The following is a 17,201-nucleotide window of genomic DNA, read 5'->3' as shown; positions in this document are numbered from 1 at the left end:
CAATCGGTGCGCTTGGTGGCGCGCCCTGTTTGCGCGCCCACCCGGTTCGTCGCTAACCGACAACCAGCCGGATGCAGAGCGCAGCATCCATTAGTTCAGCAGAAGGGTTCCGCGGTGTACGCGATCGTCCGTAGCGGCGGCAGGCAGCAGAAGGTCTCCGTCGGTGACGTCCTTGAGATCGACAAGGTCGCCGGCGAGGTCGGTTCCACCGTTTCGCTGCCGACGGTCCTCGTCGTCAACGATGGTGATGTGACCACCGAGGCGGGCAAGTTCACCGTCGCGGTCGAGATCCTCGGTGAGACCAAGGGTCCGAAGATCCGGATCCTCAAGTACAAGAACAAGACCGGTTACAAGAAGCGCCAGGGTCACCGCCAGCGGTACACCCAGGTCAAGGTCACCGGAATCAACCAGGCCTGATTGGGAGTATTGAGAAATGGCACACAAGAAGGGCGCATCGTCCACCCGGAACGGCCGTGACTCCAATGCCCAGCGGCTCGGTGTCAAGCGTTTCGGTGGTCAGCTGGTCAACGCGGGCGAGATCATCGTCCGCCAGCGTGGCACCCACTTCCACCCGGGTGACAACGTCGGCCGTGGTGGCGACGACACGCTGTTCGCGCTGACCGCCGGCCACGTGCAGTTCGGCCTCAAGCGCGGACGCAAGGCCGTCAGCATCGTCCCGGTCGCGGAGTAATCTCGCGCCGTACGGCGTTATCGATCGAGGGGTGGATCATTCCGGTCCGCCCCTCGATCTCTTTTTGTCTCAGGCCGGAGGATGCCTTCCGTCCCGGGCTCGGTTGAGGGTGTACGGCACGCCTGGGTCACCCCCAGGCGCCGCACGGGGCCGGGCACCGTCCAGGGAGACGGCCGGCCAGCGTGCCGGGCCGGGCGCCGCCACGCGACGGCGGGGAAGGGGTGACGTCACCCACCTGGAGGGAAGACCTTCAGAGGGGCGGCTTCCACGGGGATCGTCACGGCGACCGGCCACGCGCGCCGGTCGGGCGTGTCCCTGGACAGGCCCCGGCCAGGTGCGGCGGGTGGGGGTGACCCATGCGTGCCGTACAGGAAGAAATGCAGGACCGCGAAGCGGGCCTCTCGGGATGAGGGGCAGTGGCGTGCGGCGGACAGCCGCGCGGGACCAGACCCGGAGAATCCGGGCGACAGCGAACAGTGGGGGCGACGATGCCGGACTTCATCGACCAAGTGGTGCTGCACATCACAGCCGGCGATGGGGGGCACGGTTGCGCCTCCGTGCACCGTGAGAAGTTCAAGCCGCTCGGCGGCCCCGACGGGGGCAACGGCGGGCGCGGCGGCGACGTGATCCTCGAGGTCGACCCGAGCACGGCGACGCTCCTGGAGTACCACCGCAGGCCGCACCGCAAGGCGGAGAACGGCAAGCAGGGCATGGGCGCCAACCGCGACGGCGCCAACGGCGGCGACGTGATCCTCTCGGTGCCCAACGGCACCGTGGTCAAGGACTCGCGCACCGGCGAGGTGCTGATCGACCTGGTGGGCGCGGGCACCCGCTACGTGATCGCCAAGGGCGGCCCCGGCGGGCTGGGCAACGCCGCGCTGGCCTCGACCAAGCGCAAGGCGCCCGGCTTCGCGCTGCTGGGCGAGCCCGGTGACGCGCTCGACGTGGTGCTGGAGCTGAAGAGCGTCGCCGACGTGGCGCTGGTGGGCTTCCCGAGCGCCGGCAAGTCGTCACTGATCGCGGCCATCTCGGCGGCCAAGCCGAAGATCGCCGACTACCCGTTCACGACGCTGGTGCCGAACCTGGGCGTGGTCTCGGCGGGCGACACCGTGTTCACCGTGGCCGACGTGCCCGGACTGATCCCCGGCGCCTCCGAGGGCAAGGGACTGGGCCACGAGTTCCTGCGCCACGTGGAGCGTTGCGACATGCTCGTGCACGTCATCGACATGGCGACGATGGAGCCGGGCCGCGACCCGATCTCCGACTACGAGGCGATCGAGTACGAACTGCACGCCTACGGCGAGCTCGAGGACCGGCCGCGCATGGTGGTGCTGAACAAGGCCGACGTGCCCGACGCCAGGGAGCTGGCGGAGATCGTCACGCCCGAGTTCGAGGCGAAGGGCCTGAAGGTCTTCACGATCTCGGCGGCGACGCACGAGGGGCTCAAGGAGTTCATCTTCGCGATGGGCGAATGGGTGGCCGCGGCGCGGGCGAACAAGCCGGTCGAGGAGCCGACGCGCCTGGTGATCAGGCCCAAGCAGCTCGGCGAGAGCGGTTTCACGGTCCGCAAGGTGAACGACAACCAGTTCCAGGTGACCGGCGAGAAGCCCGAGCGCTGGATCCGGCAGACCGACTTCACCAACGACGAGGCCGTCGGCTACCTGGCCGACCGGCTGGAGCGGCTGGGCATCGAGCAGGAACTGGTCAAGGCGGGCGCGACCGCGGGCGCCGAGGTCGTCATCGGCTCCATGGAGGACGGCTACATCTTCGACTGGCAGCCGACCCTGAACGCCGAAGCCGTCCGGCAGGGGCCGCGGGGGACCGACAACCGCCTAGGCTAGATCCCGGAGCGCTCGGATCTTGGCAGAACGATTGTCCTGTTTGTCCTTGACGAGGTGATCGGCGGCCTGCGAGCGTGCTGGCAATCCTTTGTCGTCCATCGGGTGGAGCCGGGCATGCGTAACGTGGGGCTGGCGCTGGTCTGCATGGCTGTGGTCGCTTGCACACCGCAGACAACGACCGTGGCGCCGGTGTCGCAGTCGACGGCGACCACGTCGGCGTCCGCCCCTGCGTCGGCGTCGGCCGCCCCGGTGACCAGCCCGGCGGCCACGCCGTCCAAGGACCGCACCGAGCAGCTGAAGGGCTGGCCGAACGCGTCGAACACCGGCGTGCCCGACGGCGTCGAGCTGGCCAAGCGCGGCTCGATCAGGGTCGACAAGGACGGCACCGTGCTCGACGGCCTCGACATCGAGGGCGAGGTCTCGGTGCAGGCCGACAACGTGACGATCCGCAACAGCCGCATCGTCAACGTCGGCCACTGGGGCGTCATCCAGCGCAAGGGCGCCACGGGGCTGACGATCGTCGACAGCGAGATCCGCGGCAACGGCACCGAGCAGATGCAGTTCGGCATCCTCAACCAGGGCGGCATGCTCACCGTGCGGCGCACCGACATCTCGGTGATCTCCAACGGCATCCAGACCGACCACGGGCTCATCGAGGACTCCTACTTCCACGACCCGCTGGAGTTCCCGCAGGACCACGTCGACATGATCCTGTCGACGGGTGAGGCCCAGAAGGGCCTGTCGCTGGTGATCCGGCGCAACACGATCATCAACACCGTCAAGCAGACCGCGGCGGTCGCGCTCTTCCAGGACTTCGGGGTGCCGCGCGACACGATCGTGGAGAAGAACATCCTGGCGGGCGGCGGGTACGCCCTGTACGCCGGAGGCGGGAAGAAGGGCACGCCCACCGGGATCAAGATCATCGGAAACGTGTTCCTCCGCGACCCCTTCCCCAAGGGCGGATTCTGGGGCCCGGTGACCGGCTGGGACGGCTCGGGCAAGGGCAACGTCTGGCGCGACAACGTCTGGGAGGGCGGCAAGTCGACCGTCCACCCGTCGGAGGGCTAACGGCCCGCGTGCGCGGTCTCGCATGCCGGAATGCGGGCGGGGACGGCACGCGCTCTCGGATAGGGTTCAGGGCGTGCGGGAACAGATCAGCGCGGCGTCGAGAGTAGTGGTCAAGGTCGGCTCCTCCTCCCTGACGACCCCGCAGGGCACGATCGACGTCGACCGGGTCGACGCGCTCGTCGACGTGCTGGCGGCCAGGCGCAGGAGCGGCGCGCAGATCGTCCTGGTCTCCTCCGGAGCCATCGCCGCCGGCCTCGGCCCGCTGGGCCTGAGCGCCCGCCCCCGCGACCTGGCCACCCAGCAGGCCGCCGCCTCGGTCGGCCAGGGCGTGCTGGTCGCCCGCTACACCTCCTCCTTCGCCCGCTACGGCCTGCGCGTCGGCCAGGTGCTGCTCACCGCCGACGACATGATGCGCCGCTCCCACCACGCCAACGCCCAGCGCACCCTCGACAGGCTGCTGGAGCTGGGCATCGTGCCGGTGGTCAACGAGAACGACACCGTCGCCACCGACGAGATCCGCTTCGGCGACAACGACCGGCTGGCGGCGCTGGTGGCCCACCTGACCAGGGCCGAGGCGCTGGTGCTGCTGTCCGATGTCGACGCGCTCTACGACGGGCCGCCCTCCAGGGCGGGCTCCAGGCGCCTGGCCGAGGTGCGCGGCGCCGAAGACCTCGCCGGTGTCGAGATCGGGCGCAACGGCTCGGCCGTCGGCACCGGCGGCATGGTCACCAAGGTGCAGGCCGCGCGCATCGCGACCGGCGCGGGTATCCCCGTCGTGCTGACCGCCGCCGCCCACGCCGCCCAGGCGCTCGCGGGCGCCGACGTCGGCACCTACTTCCATCCTGGCGGCAAGCACCCCGGCACCCGGCTGCTCTGGCTGGCCCACGCCACCACCGGGCGGGGCAGGCTGGTGCTCGACGACGGCGCAGTCGAGGCCGTCGTGACCCGGCGCAAGTCGCTGCTGCCCGCCGGGGTGGTCTCCGTCGAGGGCGAGTTCGCCGCGGGAGACCCCGTCGACCTGTGCGGCCCCCGCGGCCGGGTGGTCGCGCGCGGGCTGGTGAACTTCGACGCGGGCGAGATTCCGGGTCTGCTCGGCCGCTCCACCCGGGAGCTGGCCAGCTCGCTCGGTCCGGAATACGAACGCGAGCTGATCCACCGCGACGACATCGTCATACTGGATTCCCACAGCTGAGACCCCGGTCATTTGGAGAGCGTGATGTCCGAAGAGTTCCTGAAGGTCGCCCACGCGGCGCGTGACGCCGCCGCCGAGCTGGCTCCGCTCCCGCGGGCGCCGAAGGACCGGGCGTTGCGCGTCATGGCCGACGCGCTGGTGGCCGCCACCGACACGATCGTCGAGGCCAACGCCCTCGACGTCGCCAAGGCCCGCGACAACGGCACCTCCGAGGCGATGATCGACCGGCTCCGGCTCGACGCCAAGCGCATCGAGGCCATCGCCGAGGCCGTACGCCAGATCGCCGACCTGCCCGACCCGGTCGGCGAGGTGGTGCGCGGCTCCACCCTGCCCAACGGCCTGGAGCTGCGCCAGGTCCGCGTGCCGCTCGGCGTCATCGGCATCATCTACGAAGGCCGGCCCAACGTCACCGTCGACGCGGCCGCGCTCTGCCTCAAGAGCGGCAACGCCGTGATGCTGCGCGGCTCCTCCAGCGCCTACGAATCCAACACCGCGCTGGTCAAGGTCATGCAGGAGGCGCTCGAAGGCACCGAGGTGCCCTCCGGGGCGGTGCAGCTCGTGCCCGGGCTGACCCGCGACTCGGTCAAGGAGCTCATGCGCGCCCGCGGCCTGGTCGACGTGCTGATCCCGCGCGGCGGGGCCTCGCTCATCAACTCCGTGGTCGAGGAGTCCACCGTGCCGGTCATCGAGACCGGGGTGGGCAACTGCCACGTCTACGTCGACGCCGAGGCCGACCTCGACCTGGCGCTGACGATCCTGCTCAACGCCAAGGTCCAGCGGCCCTCGGTGTGCAACGCCGCCGAGACGCTGCTGGTGCACGCCGACGTGGCCGACGCGTTCGTGCCGCTCGCCATGGCCGCGCTCACCGAGGCCGGGGTGACCGTCCACGGCGACCCCGCCTTCGTCGCGCAGGGCGCCGTCGAGGCCACCGACGACGACTACTACGCCGAATACCTGTCGCTCGACATCGCCGCCAGGGTCGTCGGCTCGCTCGACGAGGCGGTCGCGCACATCAGGACGTACGGCTCGGCGCACACCGAGGCGATCGTCACCCGCTCGCAGGGCGCCGCCCGGCGGTTCGTCTCCCTCGTCGACTCCGCCGCGGTCGCCGTCAACGCCTCCACCCGCTTCACCGACGGCGGCGAGTTCGGCTTCGGCGCGGAGATCGGCATCTCGACCCAGAAGCTCCACTCGCGCGGCCCCATGGGACTGCCCGAGCTCACCTCCACCAAGTGGATCTACACGGGCGACGGGCATATCCGCAGCTAGACGGCGTGTCACCGTGTTCTCGCCGTGGGTAGCGGCTTGACTGGGTGACATGGAGATCGTGATCGCGCTGGTGTTCGCCGCCGTGGTGCTCTTCTGCGCCGACCGGCTGCTGCTCTGGCTGGAGGGACGAGGACACATCCACTGGCGGCGCAAGGGGCGCAAGAAGCTCGCCGACGAGCGGGCGGAGCTCGACAACCTCCTTTCGAAGTAACGGCGCGCCTCAGCCAACCCAGAGGCAGTGACGGTTAAAGTTGTGCCCTTATGGGCGCAGGGGAGGGACGGTGAGCAAGCTCGGCAAGGTCGGGCCCTACGCCCTTCTCGAAAAGCTCGGCCGGGGCGGGATGGGCGAGGTCTACCTCGCCAGCAGCCGCCGCGGCGAGCAGGTGGCGATCAAGGTCCTGCGTGACCTGGTCGACGACGAGAAGTCCAGGGTCAGACTGGACCGCGAGGTCCGGGCGCTGCGCCGGGTGGAGAGCCCGTACGTCGCCAGGGTCCTCGACGCCGACCTGGAGTGCGACCGGCCCTACCTGGTCATGGAGTACATCGACGGCGACACGCTGCTCCACCGGGTACGGCGCGGCGGTCCGCTGCTCGGCTCCGAGCTCGTCGACCTGGCCAGGGGCATCGCCACGGCCCTGGCCATCGTGCACGCCGCCGGTATCGTCCACCGTGACCTCAAGCCCGCCAACGTGCTCATGGGCTCCGAAGGGCCCGTGCTGATCGACTTCGGCATCGCCCAGGTCAGCGACGCCACCCGGCTGACGCTGACCGGCACCTTCCTCGGCACCCCCGGCTACGCGCCGCCCGAGCTGTTCGCCGACGAGCAGGTGGCCGAGCCCGCCGACGTCTACGCGTGGGCCGCCACCGTCGCCTTCGCCGCCACCGGGCGGCCCACCTTCGGGCGGGGTACGGCGGAGGCGCAGATGTACAACGTGCTCAACGGGCAGGCCGACCTCAAGGGGGTGCCCGCCGGGCTGTTGCCGCTGGTCAGGGCATCGCTCAACCGGGAGCCCGCCAAGCGGCCCACCGCGGCGCTGCTCGCCGACCGGCTGACGCGGCTGGCCAAGGCCTCGGCCGACTCGCAGGACGCGCCGCCGCAGCCGCGCGCCCCCGTCGAGGGCGGCGGCCCGCGCGGGCGCTCCTCGGAGGAGGGACGCAGCACGGGCGAGCGGGCGCGTCCCGGGCGGCGTTCCGGCATTCCGGGCTCGGGGCGGCCATCGGCGGAGTCGCGCGGTGGTGGCACGCCCGGCCGCTCGGCGGCCGAGGGACGGGGTACGGCGGAGCCGCGCGGCAGGGCGGGAGCGCCCGAGCCGCGCGGGGGCTCGGCGACGGGGCGCGGCGCGGGCGAGGCCCGCGGGGCGTCCGGCTCGGGACGTCCGGGCGCGGCGGAGGCACGGGGAGCTGGGAGCTCCGGGCGGTCCTCGGCCGACGGGCGTGGTGCTTCGACCACCGGGCGGTCCCCGGTGGACGGGCGTGGTGCTTCGGCTTCCGGGCGGTCCTCGGTGGATGGGCGTGGTGCTTCGGCTTCCGGGCGGTCCCCGGTGGACGGGCGTGGTGCTTCGGCTTCTGGGCGTCCCGGCACGGGTGAGGCACGCGGGGCCGGGGCCTCGGGGCGGTCGCCGGCGGAGGCGCGAGGGGCTGCGGCCTCCGGGCGATCGGCGGCGGGCGACGCGAGGGCCGCGGGTGAGCCGCGGGGAGCGGCGGTGGGCCGGACGAGCGGTGACGCGCGGGTCGCGGGGCGTGCCTCCGACGATGCGCGTGGCGCGGCGGCGACGAGCCGGTCCGGAGCGCAGGAGCCACGCACGACAAGCAGGTCCGGGCCGCCCGAGCCGCGCACATCGAGCCGGTCGTCGGCTCAGGAGGCGCGGGAAGCGCGGGCGGCGGCCCGATCCGGGGGCGCGGAGGCACGCGAAGCACGTGAAGCGCGGGCGGCGGCCCGTTCCGGAGGTGCGGAGGCACGCGAAGCACGCGAAGCACGAGCAGCCGCCCGATCCGGAGGTGCGGACGCACGCGAAGCACGTGAGGCGCGGGCGGCGGCCCGGGGCGGAGGGGTGGAGCCGCGTGTTACGACGCGGTCAGCCGCCGAAGGGCGAGGGGCCGTATCCGCTCGCACCGCCGCCCAGGAGGCCAGGGCGGCGGCGCGAGCATCGGGCGAGTCCCGGGCCAAGCTGACCGGCCGTTCGTCGGTCGACGCGCGGAGCGCCGCCGAGGCGGGCCCGGCGGCGCGAGGCCGCAAGGTGCGGGCGAGGGCGGCGGCACGAGCGGCCGCGGCCTCGGGCGCCGAACCCAGCACCACGGCGCTCCCGCAGGGCAACATCGCCCTGGTGGTCCTGGCCGTGCTCGCGGTGCCGTGCGTCGTGGCGACCTTCATCTGGCCGGCGGCCACCGTCGCCATCACCGCCGTGTTCGTGACGCTGACCCGCACCCTGTGGCTGGGCCACTGGTCGGTGCACAAGCGCACCTCGCGCAAGGTCAGGGTGTCGTTGCGCGTCCTGCTCTTCCCGGTGGCCGCCGCGGTGTCGGCGCTCACGGTCGTGGTGTGGCCGGGCATCCCCGCCGCCGCCATCGCCGGGGCGACGCTCTGGGCGGTGGCCGGCGGCGAGCTCGGAGCCGTCTGGTGGGAGCAGATCGCGCCGGTCACGGCGGCAGGCGTGGTGTTCGGCGTCGTCTGCGGCGGCATCCTGGGCCGGGAGATCGAGCGGGTCGGCGCACGGCTGCCCCAGTTGCGGCGCGAGGGCCTGCGGGCACTGGCCGTGCTGGGCGGATTCGTCGCCCTGTGCACGGCGGCCGTGCGCGCGATCGCTCTGCTGTTCGGCTAGGAGACTCTCGACGAGGGCGCGCTCCAGGTGTTGCACGAGCCCGGGTCGCCGGTGGCGAACCCGCGCTCGGCCCAGTGCCGGAGCGAGGCCGCGCTGCCGTCCTCCCTGGGACGGCCGGGCTGGTCGCCGGCCAGGAGGTAGAGGTAGTACTGCCAGTCGACGTCCGTGCGCCCTTCGAGCGGCCAGACGCTCCTGGTGAACACCGCGCCCAGGCACGCGGCCTGGAGCGAGTGGCGCCGCATCTGCTCGTAGTGCTCGTCCTTGCTGCCGGCCCGCAGGTTCTCGCCCGCGTCGTACATGCCGGTCAGGTCGGTGACGTGCAGTCCGTACATGTAGGCGGCGGACTCGAACAACCACAGGTCGGTGACGTGGTCGAGCAGGCGACCGCCCAGCTTGATCTTGAGGACGCCGTCCCAGTCGCAGTAGGCGAACTCCCACGCCTGCTTGGAGTCCTCGCCGTTACACCACTTCTTCGGGACGGACGTGACGTGCTCGACCTTGATCGGCTCGTACGGCAGGCCTGCGGCGGTCAGGTGCGGGCCCCACGCTGCTTCGAGGCAGGTGAAGACGGCATCGAGGTACTTCCTGGCGGAGGTGCGGTTGTTGGGCTTGATGGCGGGTTCGACGCAGGTGGTCTGCGCGAGGGGTCCGCTGCCGTAGAGGGCGTTGGCGGTGAGGGTCCTGTCCTTGACCGGGTGCGCGGCGGCGGACGCGGCGCCGGTGCCGGCGAGCGGGAGTAGCAGGACGGCCGATAAGGCGGCGATCAGGGGAAATTTCATGATCAGGCAACCCTAGAGGAGGAGGCGCTCCAGGTGTTGCAGTCGCCGGGGTCGGCGTTGGAGAAGCCTTCCTTCAGCCAGTAGAGCTGCGAGCGCTTCTTGCCGTAGTCGGGGTCGTCGTCGAAGAGTCCGTAGAACTCCTTGAGGTCGCCGCCGTCACGTCCCTTGAGAGGCCAGACGCTCTTGAGAAAGGCGCCGCTGAGACAGTTGACCTGCAGGTTCAGGCGGCGGAACTGCTCGTTGAGCTCGGCCTTGCCCTTGTAGGGAGCGCGGTCGAAGCCCTCGGCGATGCCGACCAGGTTCTGCACATGGAAGGCGTAGGAGCTGGCGGCCATGTAGAACAGCCACAGGTCTTCCGGGTAGTCGAGCCAGCTCTTGCCGAGCTGGAAGATGACCGTCTTGGTCTTGTCGCAGTACCAGAACTGCGAGTCGTCCTTGCCCGTGGTGATCCCGCACCACTTCTTGGGCAGCTTCTTGACGAAGACGACCTTGATCGGGTCGGACTCGGCGCCGTTGGCGGCGAGGTACTGGCCCCAGGTGGAGTCGAGGCAGGAGAACAGGCCGCGCAGGTAGGTCTTGGCCGCGCTCACGTTGTTGGGGTCGATCGGCTTCTCGACGCACTCCGACTCGGGCAGCGGGCCGTAGGTGTAGAGCGCGTTGCCGGTGAGCTCGGGCTCGTCGATCGGGTACGCGGCGGCGGGGGAGGTGAACGCCAGCACGAAGGCGCAGCTCAGTGCAGCGATGGCAGGGATTCTCACGGGGCGGGACGATACGGTCAAAGCCGCCCCGTGAGCAACCTGTCAGTTGCCGTCGCGCCGGGCGAAGCGGTTGAAGATGCGCTCGCCGGCGTTGACAGCGCCCTCGGCGACGTCGCGCAGCACGCCGATGAACGGGTCCTGCGACTCCGACCAGGAGCGCCGGTACGACTCCGCGGCGGCCTTGATCTCGTCGGTGACCTTGACGTCGGCGTCGTCCTCGCGGCGGGGGTAGTCGCCCGAGAGGATGCGCTCGTACTCTCCGCGCCGGTGCCACTTGTCGAGCTCGGCGACGCGCACGACGGCGAACGGGTGGGTCGTGCCGAGGAGGTTGAGCACCTTGAGGAAGCCGTCGCGCAGGTCACCGGCGGTGTCGTACTCCTGGTACTGGGCGAGGAAGGCCTCGATGTTCATCTCGTGGGTGTAGTCGCCGCCGGCGAGCTTCATCAGGGCGCGCTTGGCGGTCTCGGGGTCCTGGCCGGTGAGCAGGCCGCCGCGGTCGCACGACAGCTCGGACTTGCGGAACCACTCCTCGAGACCGGCGACGATGGCGCGCAGGCCGATGTAGCCGAGCGGGATCCAGGCCACGCGGGTGGCGAGCTGGGTGAGGATGATGAGCATCGTCCGGTAGACGGCGTGGCCCGACAGGATGTGGGCGGTCTCGTGGCCGATGACGAAACGCTGCTCCTCTTCGTTCATGAGGTTCAGCAGACCCGTCGTCACGACGATGAACGGGTCGTCGAAGCCGATGGCCATGGCGTTGACGCGCGGGTCCTGCTGCACGTAGATCTCGGGGACCCGGTGCAGGTCGAGCGTGTAGGCGGCATCGCGGCCCATGTCGTAGACGGAGCGGAACTGGGTCTCGCTCGCGCGCACGGCGGAGGCCAGGTACATGAGGCGGAGCCGGCGTTCGCTGATGAGACCGGACATCTGCTTGAGAACCGTGTCGAACCCGCTCAGCTTGCGCAGAGCGACCAGCGCGGACCGGTCTGCGGGGTGTTCGTAGGCACGGGATGAGATGCCGGGCAGTTGGACGCGGCTGCGATCCGGGGTGGTCGTCATGCGGGCATGCTACGTCCGCGAATGGTGTGGTGCGCGATTCATTGAAGAGGGGGTGCCGTAAAGCTCCATACGGCTTGCGCGTATGGTCCCATCCATGATGAACGCACCGAGTGGGGAGGGTAAGCGCCGCGTCGGGGTCATGGGCGGCACGTTCGACCCGATCCACCATGGGCACTTGGTCGCCGCCAGCGAGGTGGCGCACCACTTCGATCTGGACGAGGTCGTGTTCGTCCCGACCGGCCGGCCGTACCAGAAGGACGACAAGCAGGTGTCGGCGGCCGAGGACCGGTACCTGATGACGGTGATCGCGACCGCGTCGAACCCGCGGTTCTCGGTCTCCAGGGTCGACGTCGACCGCCCGGGACCGACGTTCACCATCGACACGCTCCGCGACGTCGCCGAGATCTACGGATCGCAGGCCGAGTTGTATTTCATCACCGGAGCCGACGCGCTGGCGGCCATCCTGAGCTGGCGGGACGTGGACGAGCTGTTCGAGCTGGCGCACTTCGTCGGCTGCACCCGTCCCGGCCACACCCTGCGCGACCCCGGCCTGCCGCACGGCAAGGTCAGCCTCATCGAGGTGCCCGCGCTGGCGATCTCCTCCTCGCAGTGCCGCGAGCGCGTGGAGAGCGGCGAGCCGATCTGGTACCTGGTGCCGGATGGAATCGTGCAATACATCGGAAAACGGGGCCTATATCAGGGGTAATGTCGCCGGTCGGCGGTGATATTGATCCCTGTGGGGGACGAAACGCTCGACGGCGCCGAGCTGGTCGAGCAGCCGTGGTGGATGCACGACGCGCAGGTCGCGGCCTCGGGGCTGCTCACCATGCTGCGCCGCCTGCCGATCCTCGTGCGAGAGGTGCTGAGCCTGTCGTGGCGCACGAGCCGCACCGACACCGTGGTGATGCTCGGCGCGACGATGGCCTCGGAGCTGTTCACCGCCTTCGGCCTGCTGGCCACCAACGACGTGCTCACCCAGCTCTTCCAGGCGGTGCCGACCGGCGAGCGCATCCAGGCGGCGATGCCCGCGGTCGTGGCGGTCGTGGCGTCGATGGTGTTACGCGCGGCGTTCAGGGAGGCGGCCGCCTGGATCAAGGCCCGGCTGGAGCCGCAGATCACCCAGACGGTCAGCACCCGGCTGGTCGAGCTGACCACGCGGGTCGAGCTGGCCGCCTTCGACGACCCCGACTTCCACGACCAGGTGCAGCGCACCTCCGCGATGTCCGTTCGTGGCGCCACCTGGCTGCTGTGGGCCGTGATGGGGAGCATCGGCGGGCTGTTCGGCCTGGTGACGATCGCCGGGGCGCTCGGCGTGCTGCACCCGGTCCTCATGCCGCTGGTGCTGCTGGCGACCGTGCCGACCACCTGGGCCAGCGTGCGTTCCGCCCGGGTCGGCTATCAGATCAACGCCGGAATCGCGGCCGCGAACCGCAGGCAGCGGACCTTGCAGGATCTGATGACCGAGCGCGCTTCCGCCGCCGAAGTCCGCTCCTACAGCATGCGCGGCTATCTGCTGGCCGAGTTCGAACGCGTCTACAGCTGGGTCACCCGCTACGAGCTGCGGGCGGCGCGCAAGCAGCAACTGGCCACCGTGGTGGGCAACACTCTGGGGGGCGTGGCCGACGGCGCGGTCTACGTCGTGCTGGGCGTGCTGCTGTGGGCGGGCCAGGTCGAGCTGGCCGCAGCCGCGACCGCGGTGCTGGCCATCCAGCGCGCCGGATCCGCCACGAGCTCGTTCCTGTACGGGCTGAACTCCGCCTACGAGGCCGGGCTGTACTTCTCCGACTACCGCGACTTCCTGGCGCGCGCCGAGGAGCGGATCGCCCCTGAGGGAGGTACGGCTCCGCCCGCCGACCTGGACCGGGTCAGCGTGCGCGGGGCGAGTTTCACCTACCCGGGCGCCGAGGAGCCGGCGTTGCGCGGGGTGAGCATCGAGATCGAGCCCGGCCAGGTCGTCGCCCTGGTGGGGGAGAACGGCTCGGGCAAGACCACCCTGTCCAAGCTCGTCGGCGGCCTCTACCTGGCGGAGGAGGGCACGGTGAGCTGGGGCGGGGTGGAGTCGCGCGACGTCGACCGCGACGCGTTGCGCGGCCGGATCGCGGTCATCGCGCAGGACTTCACGCACTGGCCGTTCACCGCCGGGCAGAACATCACCTTGAGTACGGCCAGGCCGCCCGCGAGCGTGCTGGCCGCCTCGGGGGCCGACCGGGTCGTCGAGCGCCTGCCGTACGGGCTGGACACCCTGCTCGACCCGGCCTACCGGGGCGGGACGGAGCTGTCGGGCGGCCAGTGGCAGCGCATCGCGGTCGCGCGCGGGCTGTATCGGGACGCGCCGCTGCTGATCTGCGACGAGCCGACGGCGGCCCTGGACGCGCGCTCGGAGCACGCCATCTTCGAGAGCATCCGGCGCCACGCCGTGCAGCGCACGGTGCTCATGATCACGCACCGGCTGGCGAGCGTGCGGTGGGCCGACCGCATCTACGTGCTGGAGCGCGGGCGTGTCGTGGAGAGTGGCGACCACGCCGAGCTGATGGAACGGGGCGGGGTATATGCGGAGATGTACACCCTCCAGGCCCAGGCCTACGCCGGGTGACCGGAATTGCAGGTGAGCGCCCCGGCCGGGGAAGGGTAACCTGAAAGGGTACTTGTCATCCATGGAGGACAGACCCACATCGTGACCGCATCCGACAGAGCCGTCCAGCTCGTCAAGATCGCCGCCGAGGCCGCGGCGGACAAGCTGGCCGATGACATCCTCGCCTACGACGTCAGTGAGCAGCTCGTGATCACCGACGCCTTCCTGCTGTGCTCCGCGACCAACGACCGTCAGGTGCGCGCCATCGTCGACGAGATCGAGGACCGCCTGCGCATCGAGGCCGACGCCAAGCCGGTGCGCCGTGAGGGCGAGCGCGAGGGCCGCTGGGTCCTGCTCGACTTCCTCGACATCGTCGTGCACGTGCAGCACGAAGAGGACCGCACCTTCTACGCGCTGGAGCGCCTGTGGAAGGACTGCCCCGCCATCGCGTTGCCCGAGAGCGTGCAGCAGGTCAACCAGCAGCGGGGCCGTAATTGAGCAAGCGAATCGTCTGCTTGCGTCACGGGCAGACCCTGTGGAACGTCGAACACCGTTTCCAGGGGCACACCGACATCCCGCTCGACGAGACGGGCATCGCCCAGGCGGCGCGGGCGGGCTCCCTGCTCGCCTCGCTCCGCCCCACCCTGGTCGTCTCGTCCGACCTTCGGCGCGCCAACGACACGGCGCTGGCCGTGGCCCGGCTGGTCGACCTCGACGTCCACGTCGACAAGGACTTCCGCGAGCGCGGCGGCGGCCTGTGGGAGGGCCTGACGCGCGAGGAGATCGCTTCCCGCTGGCCGCAGGAGTACATCGCCTGGGAGGCGCCCGAGGGTGAGGACGTCGCCGACGTCGCCGACCGCGTCTCCACGGCGATGCGCCGCTGGGCCGCCAAGCTCGACGACGACGGCCTGCTGGTCATCGCCTCCCACGGCGCCGCCCTGCGGCTGGGCATCTGCGCCCTGCTCGGGCTTCCGCAGGAGCTGTGGTCGGCCGTCGGCGGGCTCGGCAACTGCTCGTGGTCGGTGCTGGAGGAGGGCCGCAGCGGCTGGAGGCTGCTGGAGCACAATGCCGGCACGTTGCCCGAGCCGATCAACAGCGACGACATCCCGGTCGCCGATTAGGCGAATCCTCGTGGAGCCGATATGCTCTCCGAGCGCCGCAACGAGCAGGCTCGAAGCGGTGACCAGGGGCTATGGCGCAGTTGGTAGCGCGCTTCCATGGCATGGAAGAGGTCTGGGGTTCGAATCCCCATAGCTCCACCTCCTGTAGGGCTTGTTGGAGGCGGTGTCGTCGACACCGCCTCCTTTTGTGTTTCAGGACGTGTGGTGCCGTCCTCTGTTAGCGCTAACAATCAGGTGTCCGGTCCTCCTTCGGCACCGAAGGGATCGTGGTGATGACGGCGAGTCAATACGGCGGGCCGGATGCCGTCAAGAGGGACCGTCCCGCACACCGGTGAAAATTTCACGCCCGAAAACGGCTGTCCCCTGCCTGACCGCCTGAAGGCCCGATCGTGTCACCGAAAATTTCGCTTAGGTGTTGACATGTTTCGGTCGCGTTTCCAGACTGATCTCCGAGGCGGTCGGTCCTGCCTGATGTGGTGATCGGTGAGGACCGCCGGCCAGGACGCCATCGTGGTGCGCGCCACCGATCCGGAGCGCGGCGTCGATCACTGGATTCCCGCGTTTCTCTTCCGCCATTTCAGTCTGGAGTCAGGCATGCGCATGAAAGCCTTAGGCATCATCGGCGCGCTCGGCGCCGTGGGCGCCGCGCTGGTCGTGTCGATCCCCGCGAACGCCGCGGCCACCACGCTGGCCGCCGCCGCGCAGCAGAGCGGCCGCTACTTCGGCACCGCCATCGCCGCGGGCAAAACTGGGCGACCAGGCGTACACCACGATCGCGAACCGCGAGTTCGACATGATCACCGCCGAGAACGAGATGAAGATCGACGCCACGGAGCCCAACCGCGGCCAGTTCAACTTCACCGGCGGCGACCGGATCTACAACTGGGCCGTGCAGAACGGCAAGCGGGTCCGCGGCCACACGCTCGCCTGGCACTCCCAGCAGCCCGGCTGGATGCAGTCACTGTCCGGCGGCAGCCTGCGCCAGGCGATGATCGACCACATCAACGGCGTGATGGGCCACTACCGGGGCAAGATCTACGCCTGGGACGTCGTCAACGAGGCCTACGCCGACGGCAACTCCGGCGGCCGGCGCGACTCCAACCTCCAGCGGACCGGCAACGACTGGATCGAGGTGGCCTTCCGCACCGCCAGGGCCGCCGACCCGTCGGCCAAGCTCTGCTACAACGACTACAACATCGACAACTGGAGCTGGGCCAAGACGCAGGGCGTCTACAACATGGTCCGCGACTTCAAGCAGCGCGGCGTGCCCATCGACTGCGTCGGCCTGCAGTCGCACTTCAACAGCAACAGCCCCTACAACAGCAACTACCGCACGACCATCCAGAGCTTCGCGGCCCTGGGAGTCGACGTGCAGATCACCGAGCTCGACATCCAGGGCGGCTCGGCCACCACCTACGCCAACGTGGTCAACGACTGCCTGGCCGTGGCGCGATGCACCGGCGTCACCGTGTGGGGCGTGCGTGACACCGACTCGTGGCTGGGCTCGGGCGCCAGCGCGCTGCTGTTCGACGGGAACGGCAACAAGAAGGCCGCCTACACCTCCGTCCTGAACGCGCTCAACAACGCCAACCCCAACCCCTCGCCCTCGCCGACGGTCACGACCACGCAGAATCCCGGCGGGTCCGGCCAGATCCGGGGCGTGGCCTCCAACCGGTGCGTGGACGTGCCGAGCGCCTCCACGACCGACGGCACCCAGGTCCAGCTGTGGGACTGCCACACCAACCCCAACCAGCAGTGGTCCTCCAGCTCCGCGCAGGAGATCCGCGTCTACGGCAACAAGTGCCTCGACGCCGCCGGCACCGGCAACGGCGCCAAGGTGCAGATCTACTCCTGCTGGGGCGGCGACAACCAGAAGTGGCGCGTCAACGCCGACGGCTCCATCGTGGGCGTGCAGTCCGGCCTGTGCCTCGACGCCGCAGGCAACGGCACCGGCAACGGGACCCAGCTCCAGCTGTACTCGTGCTGGGGCGGCAACAACCAGAAGTGGACCTGGAACCGAGGCTAGGAGGCC

17 protein-coding genes and 1 tRNA gene are annotated in these 17,201 nt (G+C 70.3%); 14 read left to right on the top strand and 4 right to left on the bottom strand.

The genetic code is table 11. The annotated features are described in order from the left end of the window. The first annotated feature begins 114 nt into the window (after window positions 1-114). From rplU to ACIBH1_RS34110, 8 genes are all read left to right on the top strand, one after another. Window positions 115-417: a 50S ribosomal protein L21 gene (gene rplU / locus ACIBH1_RS34145; protein WP_397318112.1), complete on the top strand. Its 303-nt coding sequence runs from the start codon at window positions 115-117 to the stop codon at window positions 415-417. A gap of 16 nt (window positions 418-433) precedes the next feature. After that, window positions 434-691 carry a 50S ribosomal protein L27 gene (rpmA, locus tag ACIBH1_RS34140; RefSeq protein WP_185087237.1) on the top strand — a complete coding sequence of 86 codons (258 nt, stop codon included), beginning with the start codon at window positions 434-436 and terminating at the stop codon, window positions 689-691. 488 nt (window positions 692-1,179) lie between these two features. Further along, complete coding sequence (gene obgE, locus ACIBH1_RS34135) at window positions 1,180-2,532, top strand: GTPase ObgE (RefSeq protein ID WP_397318111.1); 1,353 nt, start codon at window positions 1,180-1,182, stop codon at window positions 2,530-2,532. A gap of 114 nt (window positions 2,533-2,646) precedes the next feature. After that, window positions 2,647-3,600, top strand: coding sequence for a hypothetical protein (locus ACIBH1_RS34130; RefSeq protein ID WP_397318110.1), 954 nt, complete (start codon window positions 2,647-2,649; stop codon window positions 3,598-3,600). Window positions 3,601-3,622: 22 nt separating this feature from the next. Then, entirely contained in the window at window positions 3,623-4,792 is a 1,170-nt protein-coding gene (gene proB, locus ACIBH1_RS34125) for a glutamate 5-kinase (RefSeq protein WP_397318109.1), read from the top strand. A 24-nt stretch (window positions 4,793-4,816) separates the two neighbouring features. After that, window positions 4,817-6,061, top strand: coding sequence for a glutamate-5-semialdehyde dehydrogenase (locus ACIBH1_RS34120; protein WP_397318108.1), 1,245 nt, complete (start codon window positions 4,817-4,819; stop codon window positions 6,059-6,061). Between the two features lie 49 nt (window positions 6,062-6,110). Then, a complete protein-coding gene (locus tag ACIBH1_RS34115; RefSeq protein ID WP_397318107.1) occupies window positions 6,111-6,272 on the top strand; it encodes a hypothetical protein in 162 nt (53 codons plus the stop codon). Window positions 6,273-6,342: 70 nt separating this feature from the next. Then, entirely contained in the window at window positions 6,343-8,880 is a 2,538-nt protein-coding gene (locus ACIBH1_RS34110) for a protein kinase (RefSeq protein ID WP_397318106.1), read from the top strand. Here ACIBH1_RS34110 and ACIBH1_RS34105 read toward each other — a convergent pair. The 3 genes from ACIBH1_RS34105 to ACIBH1_RS34095 are packed head-to-tail and all read right to left on the bottom strand — an operon-like array spanning window position 8,877 to window position 11,476. Next, window positions 8,877-9,659, bottom strand: a complete 783-nt coding sequence (locus ACIBH1_RS34105; protein WP_397318105.1) for a hypothetical protein — start codon at window positions 9,657-9,659, stop codon at window positions 8,877-8,879. The genes ACIBH1_RS34110 and ACIBH1_RS34105 overlap by 4 nt on opposite strands. Before the next feature lie 2 nt (window positions 9,660-9,661). Then, a complete protein-coding gene (locus ACIBH1_RS34100; protein ID WP_397318104.1) occupies window positions 9,662-10,417 on the bottom strand; it encodes a neutral zinc metallopeptidase in 756 nt (251 codons plus the stop codon). Window positions 10,418-10,459: 42 nt separating this feature from the next. Next, on the bottom strand, window positions 10,460-11,476 hold the full coding sequence (locus tag ACIBH1_RS34095; RefSeq protein ID WP_181615600.1) for a M48 family metallopeptidase: 1,017 nt from the start codon (window positions 11,474-11,476) through the stop codon (window positions 10,460-10,462). 94 nt (window positions 11,477-11,570) lie between these two features. Here ACIBH1_RS34095 and nadD point away from each other — a divergent pair, with 94 nt between their 5' ends. The 5 genes from nadD to ACIBH1_RS34070 all read left to right on the top strand — a co-directional run bounded on the left by nadD (window position 11,571) and on the right by ACIBH1_RS34070 (window position 15,307). Further along, on the top strand, window positions 11,571-12,182 hold the full coding sequence (gene nadD / locus ACIBH1_RS34090) for a nicotinate-nucleotide adenylyltransferase (RefSeq protein WP_397318103.1): 612 nt from the start codon (window positions 11,571-11,573) through the stop codon (window positions 12,180-12,182). A 30-nt stretch (window positions 12,183-12,212) separates the two neighbouring features. Continuing rightward, window positions 12,213-14,069 (top strand): ABC transporter ATP-binding protein, encoded by a 1,857-nt coding sequence (locus ACIBH1_RS34085; protein ID WP_397318102.1) that lies wholly within the window; start codon window positions 12,213-12,215, stop codon window positions 14,067-14,069. Window positions 14,070-14,150: 81 nt separating this feature from the next. After that, window positions 14,151-14,546, top strand: coding sequence for a ribosome silencing factor (rsfS, locus tag ACIBH1_RS34080; protein ID WP_181615598.1), 396 nt, complete (start codon window positions 14,151-14,153; stop codon window positions 14,544-14,546). Beyond that, the gene (locus ACIBH1_RS34075) at window positions 14,543-15,169 is read left to right on the top strand and encodes a histidine phosphatase family protein (protein ID WP_397318101.1); all 627 of its coding nucleotides are present in this window, start codon (window positions 14,543-14,545) and stop codon (window positions 15,167-15,169) included. The genes rsfS and ACIBH1_RS34075 overlap by 4 nt, the downstream gene beginning before the upstream one ends. A gap of 65 nt (window positions 15,170-15,234) precedes the next feature. Further along, a tRNA-Ala gene (locus ACIBH1_RS34070) sits at window positions 15,235-15,307 on the top strand. Between the two features lie 471 nt (window positions 15,308-15,778). On the opposite strand, the gene ACIBH1_RS34065 is transcribed toward ACIBH1_RS34070, so the two are convergent. Further along, window positions 15,779-16,000 (bottom strand): hypothetical protein, encoded by a 222-nt coding sequence (locus ACIBH1_RS34065; RefSeq protein WP_397318100.1) that lies wholly within the window; start codon window positions 15,998-16,000, stop codon window positions 15,779-15,781. Between ACIBH1_RS34065 and ACIBH1_RS34060 the strand changes: the two genes are divergently transcribed. Next, window positions 15,963-17,195, top strand: coding sequence for an endo-1,4-beta-xylanase (locus ACIBH1_RS34060; protein ID WP_397318099.1), 1,233 nt, complete (start codon window positions 15,963-15,965; stop codon window positions 17,193-17,195). The two genes, ACIBH1_RS34065 and ACIBH1_RS34060, sit on opposite strands and share 38 nt — an antisense overlap. The last annotated feature ends 6 nt before the right edge of the window (window positions 17,196-17,201 follow it).

The sequence above is a fragment of the Nonomuraea sp. NPDC050663 genome (assembly GCF_044456985.1).
GTDB lineage: Bacteria > Actinomycetota > Actinomycetes > Streptosporangiales > Streptosporangiaceae > Nonomuraea.
The sequence above is the reverse complement of the archived record's forward strand: the minus strand, read 5'-3'. Positions and strand labels throughout refer to the sequence as shown.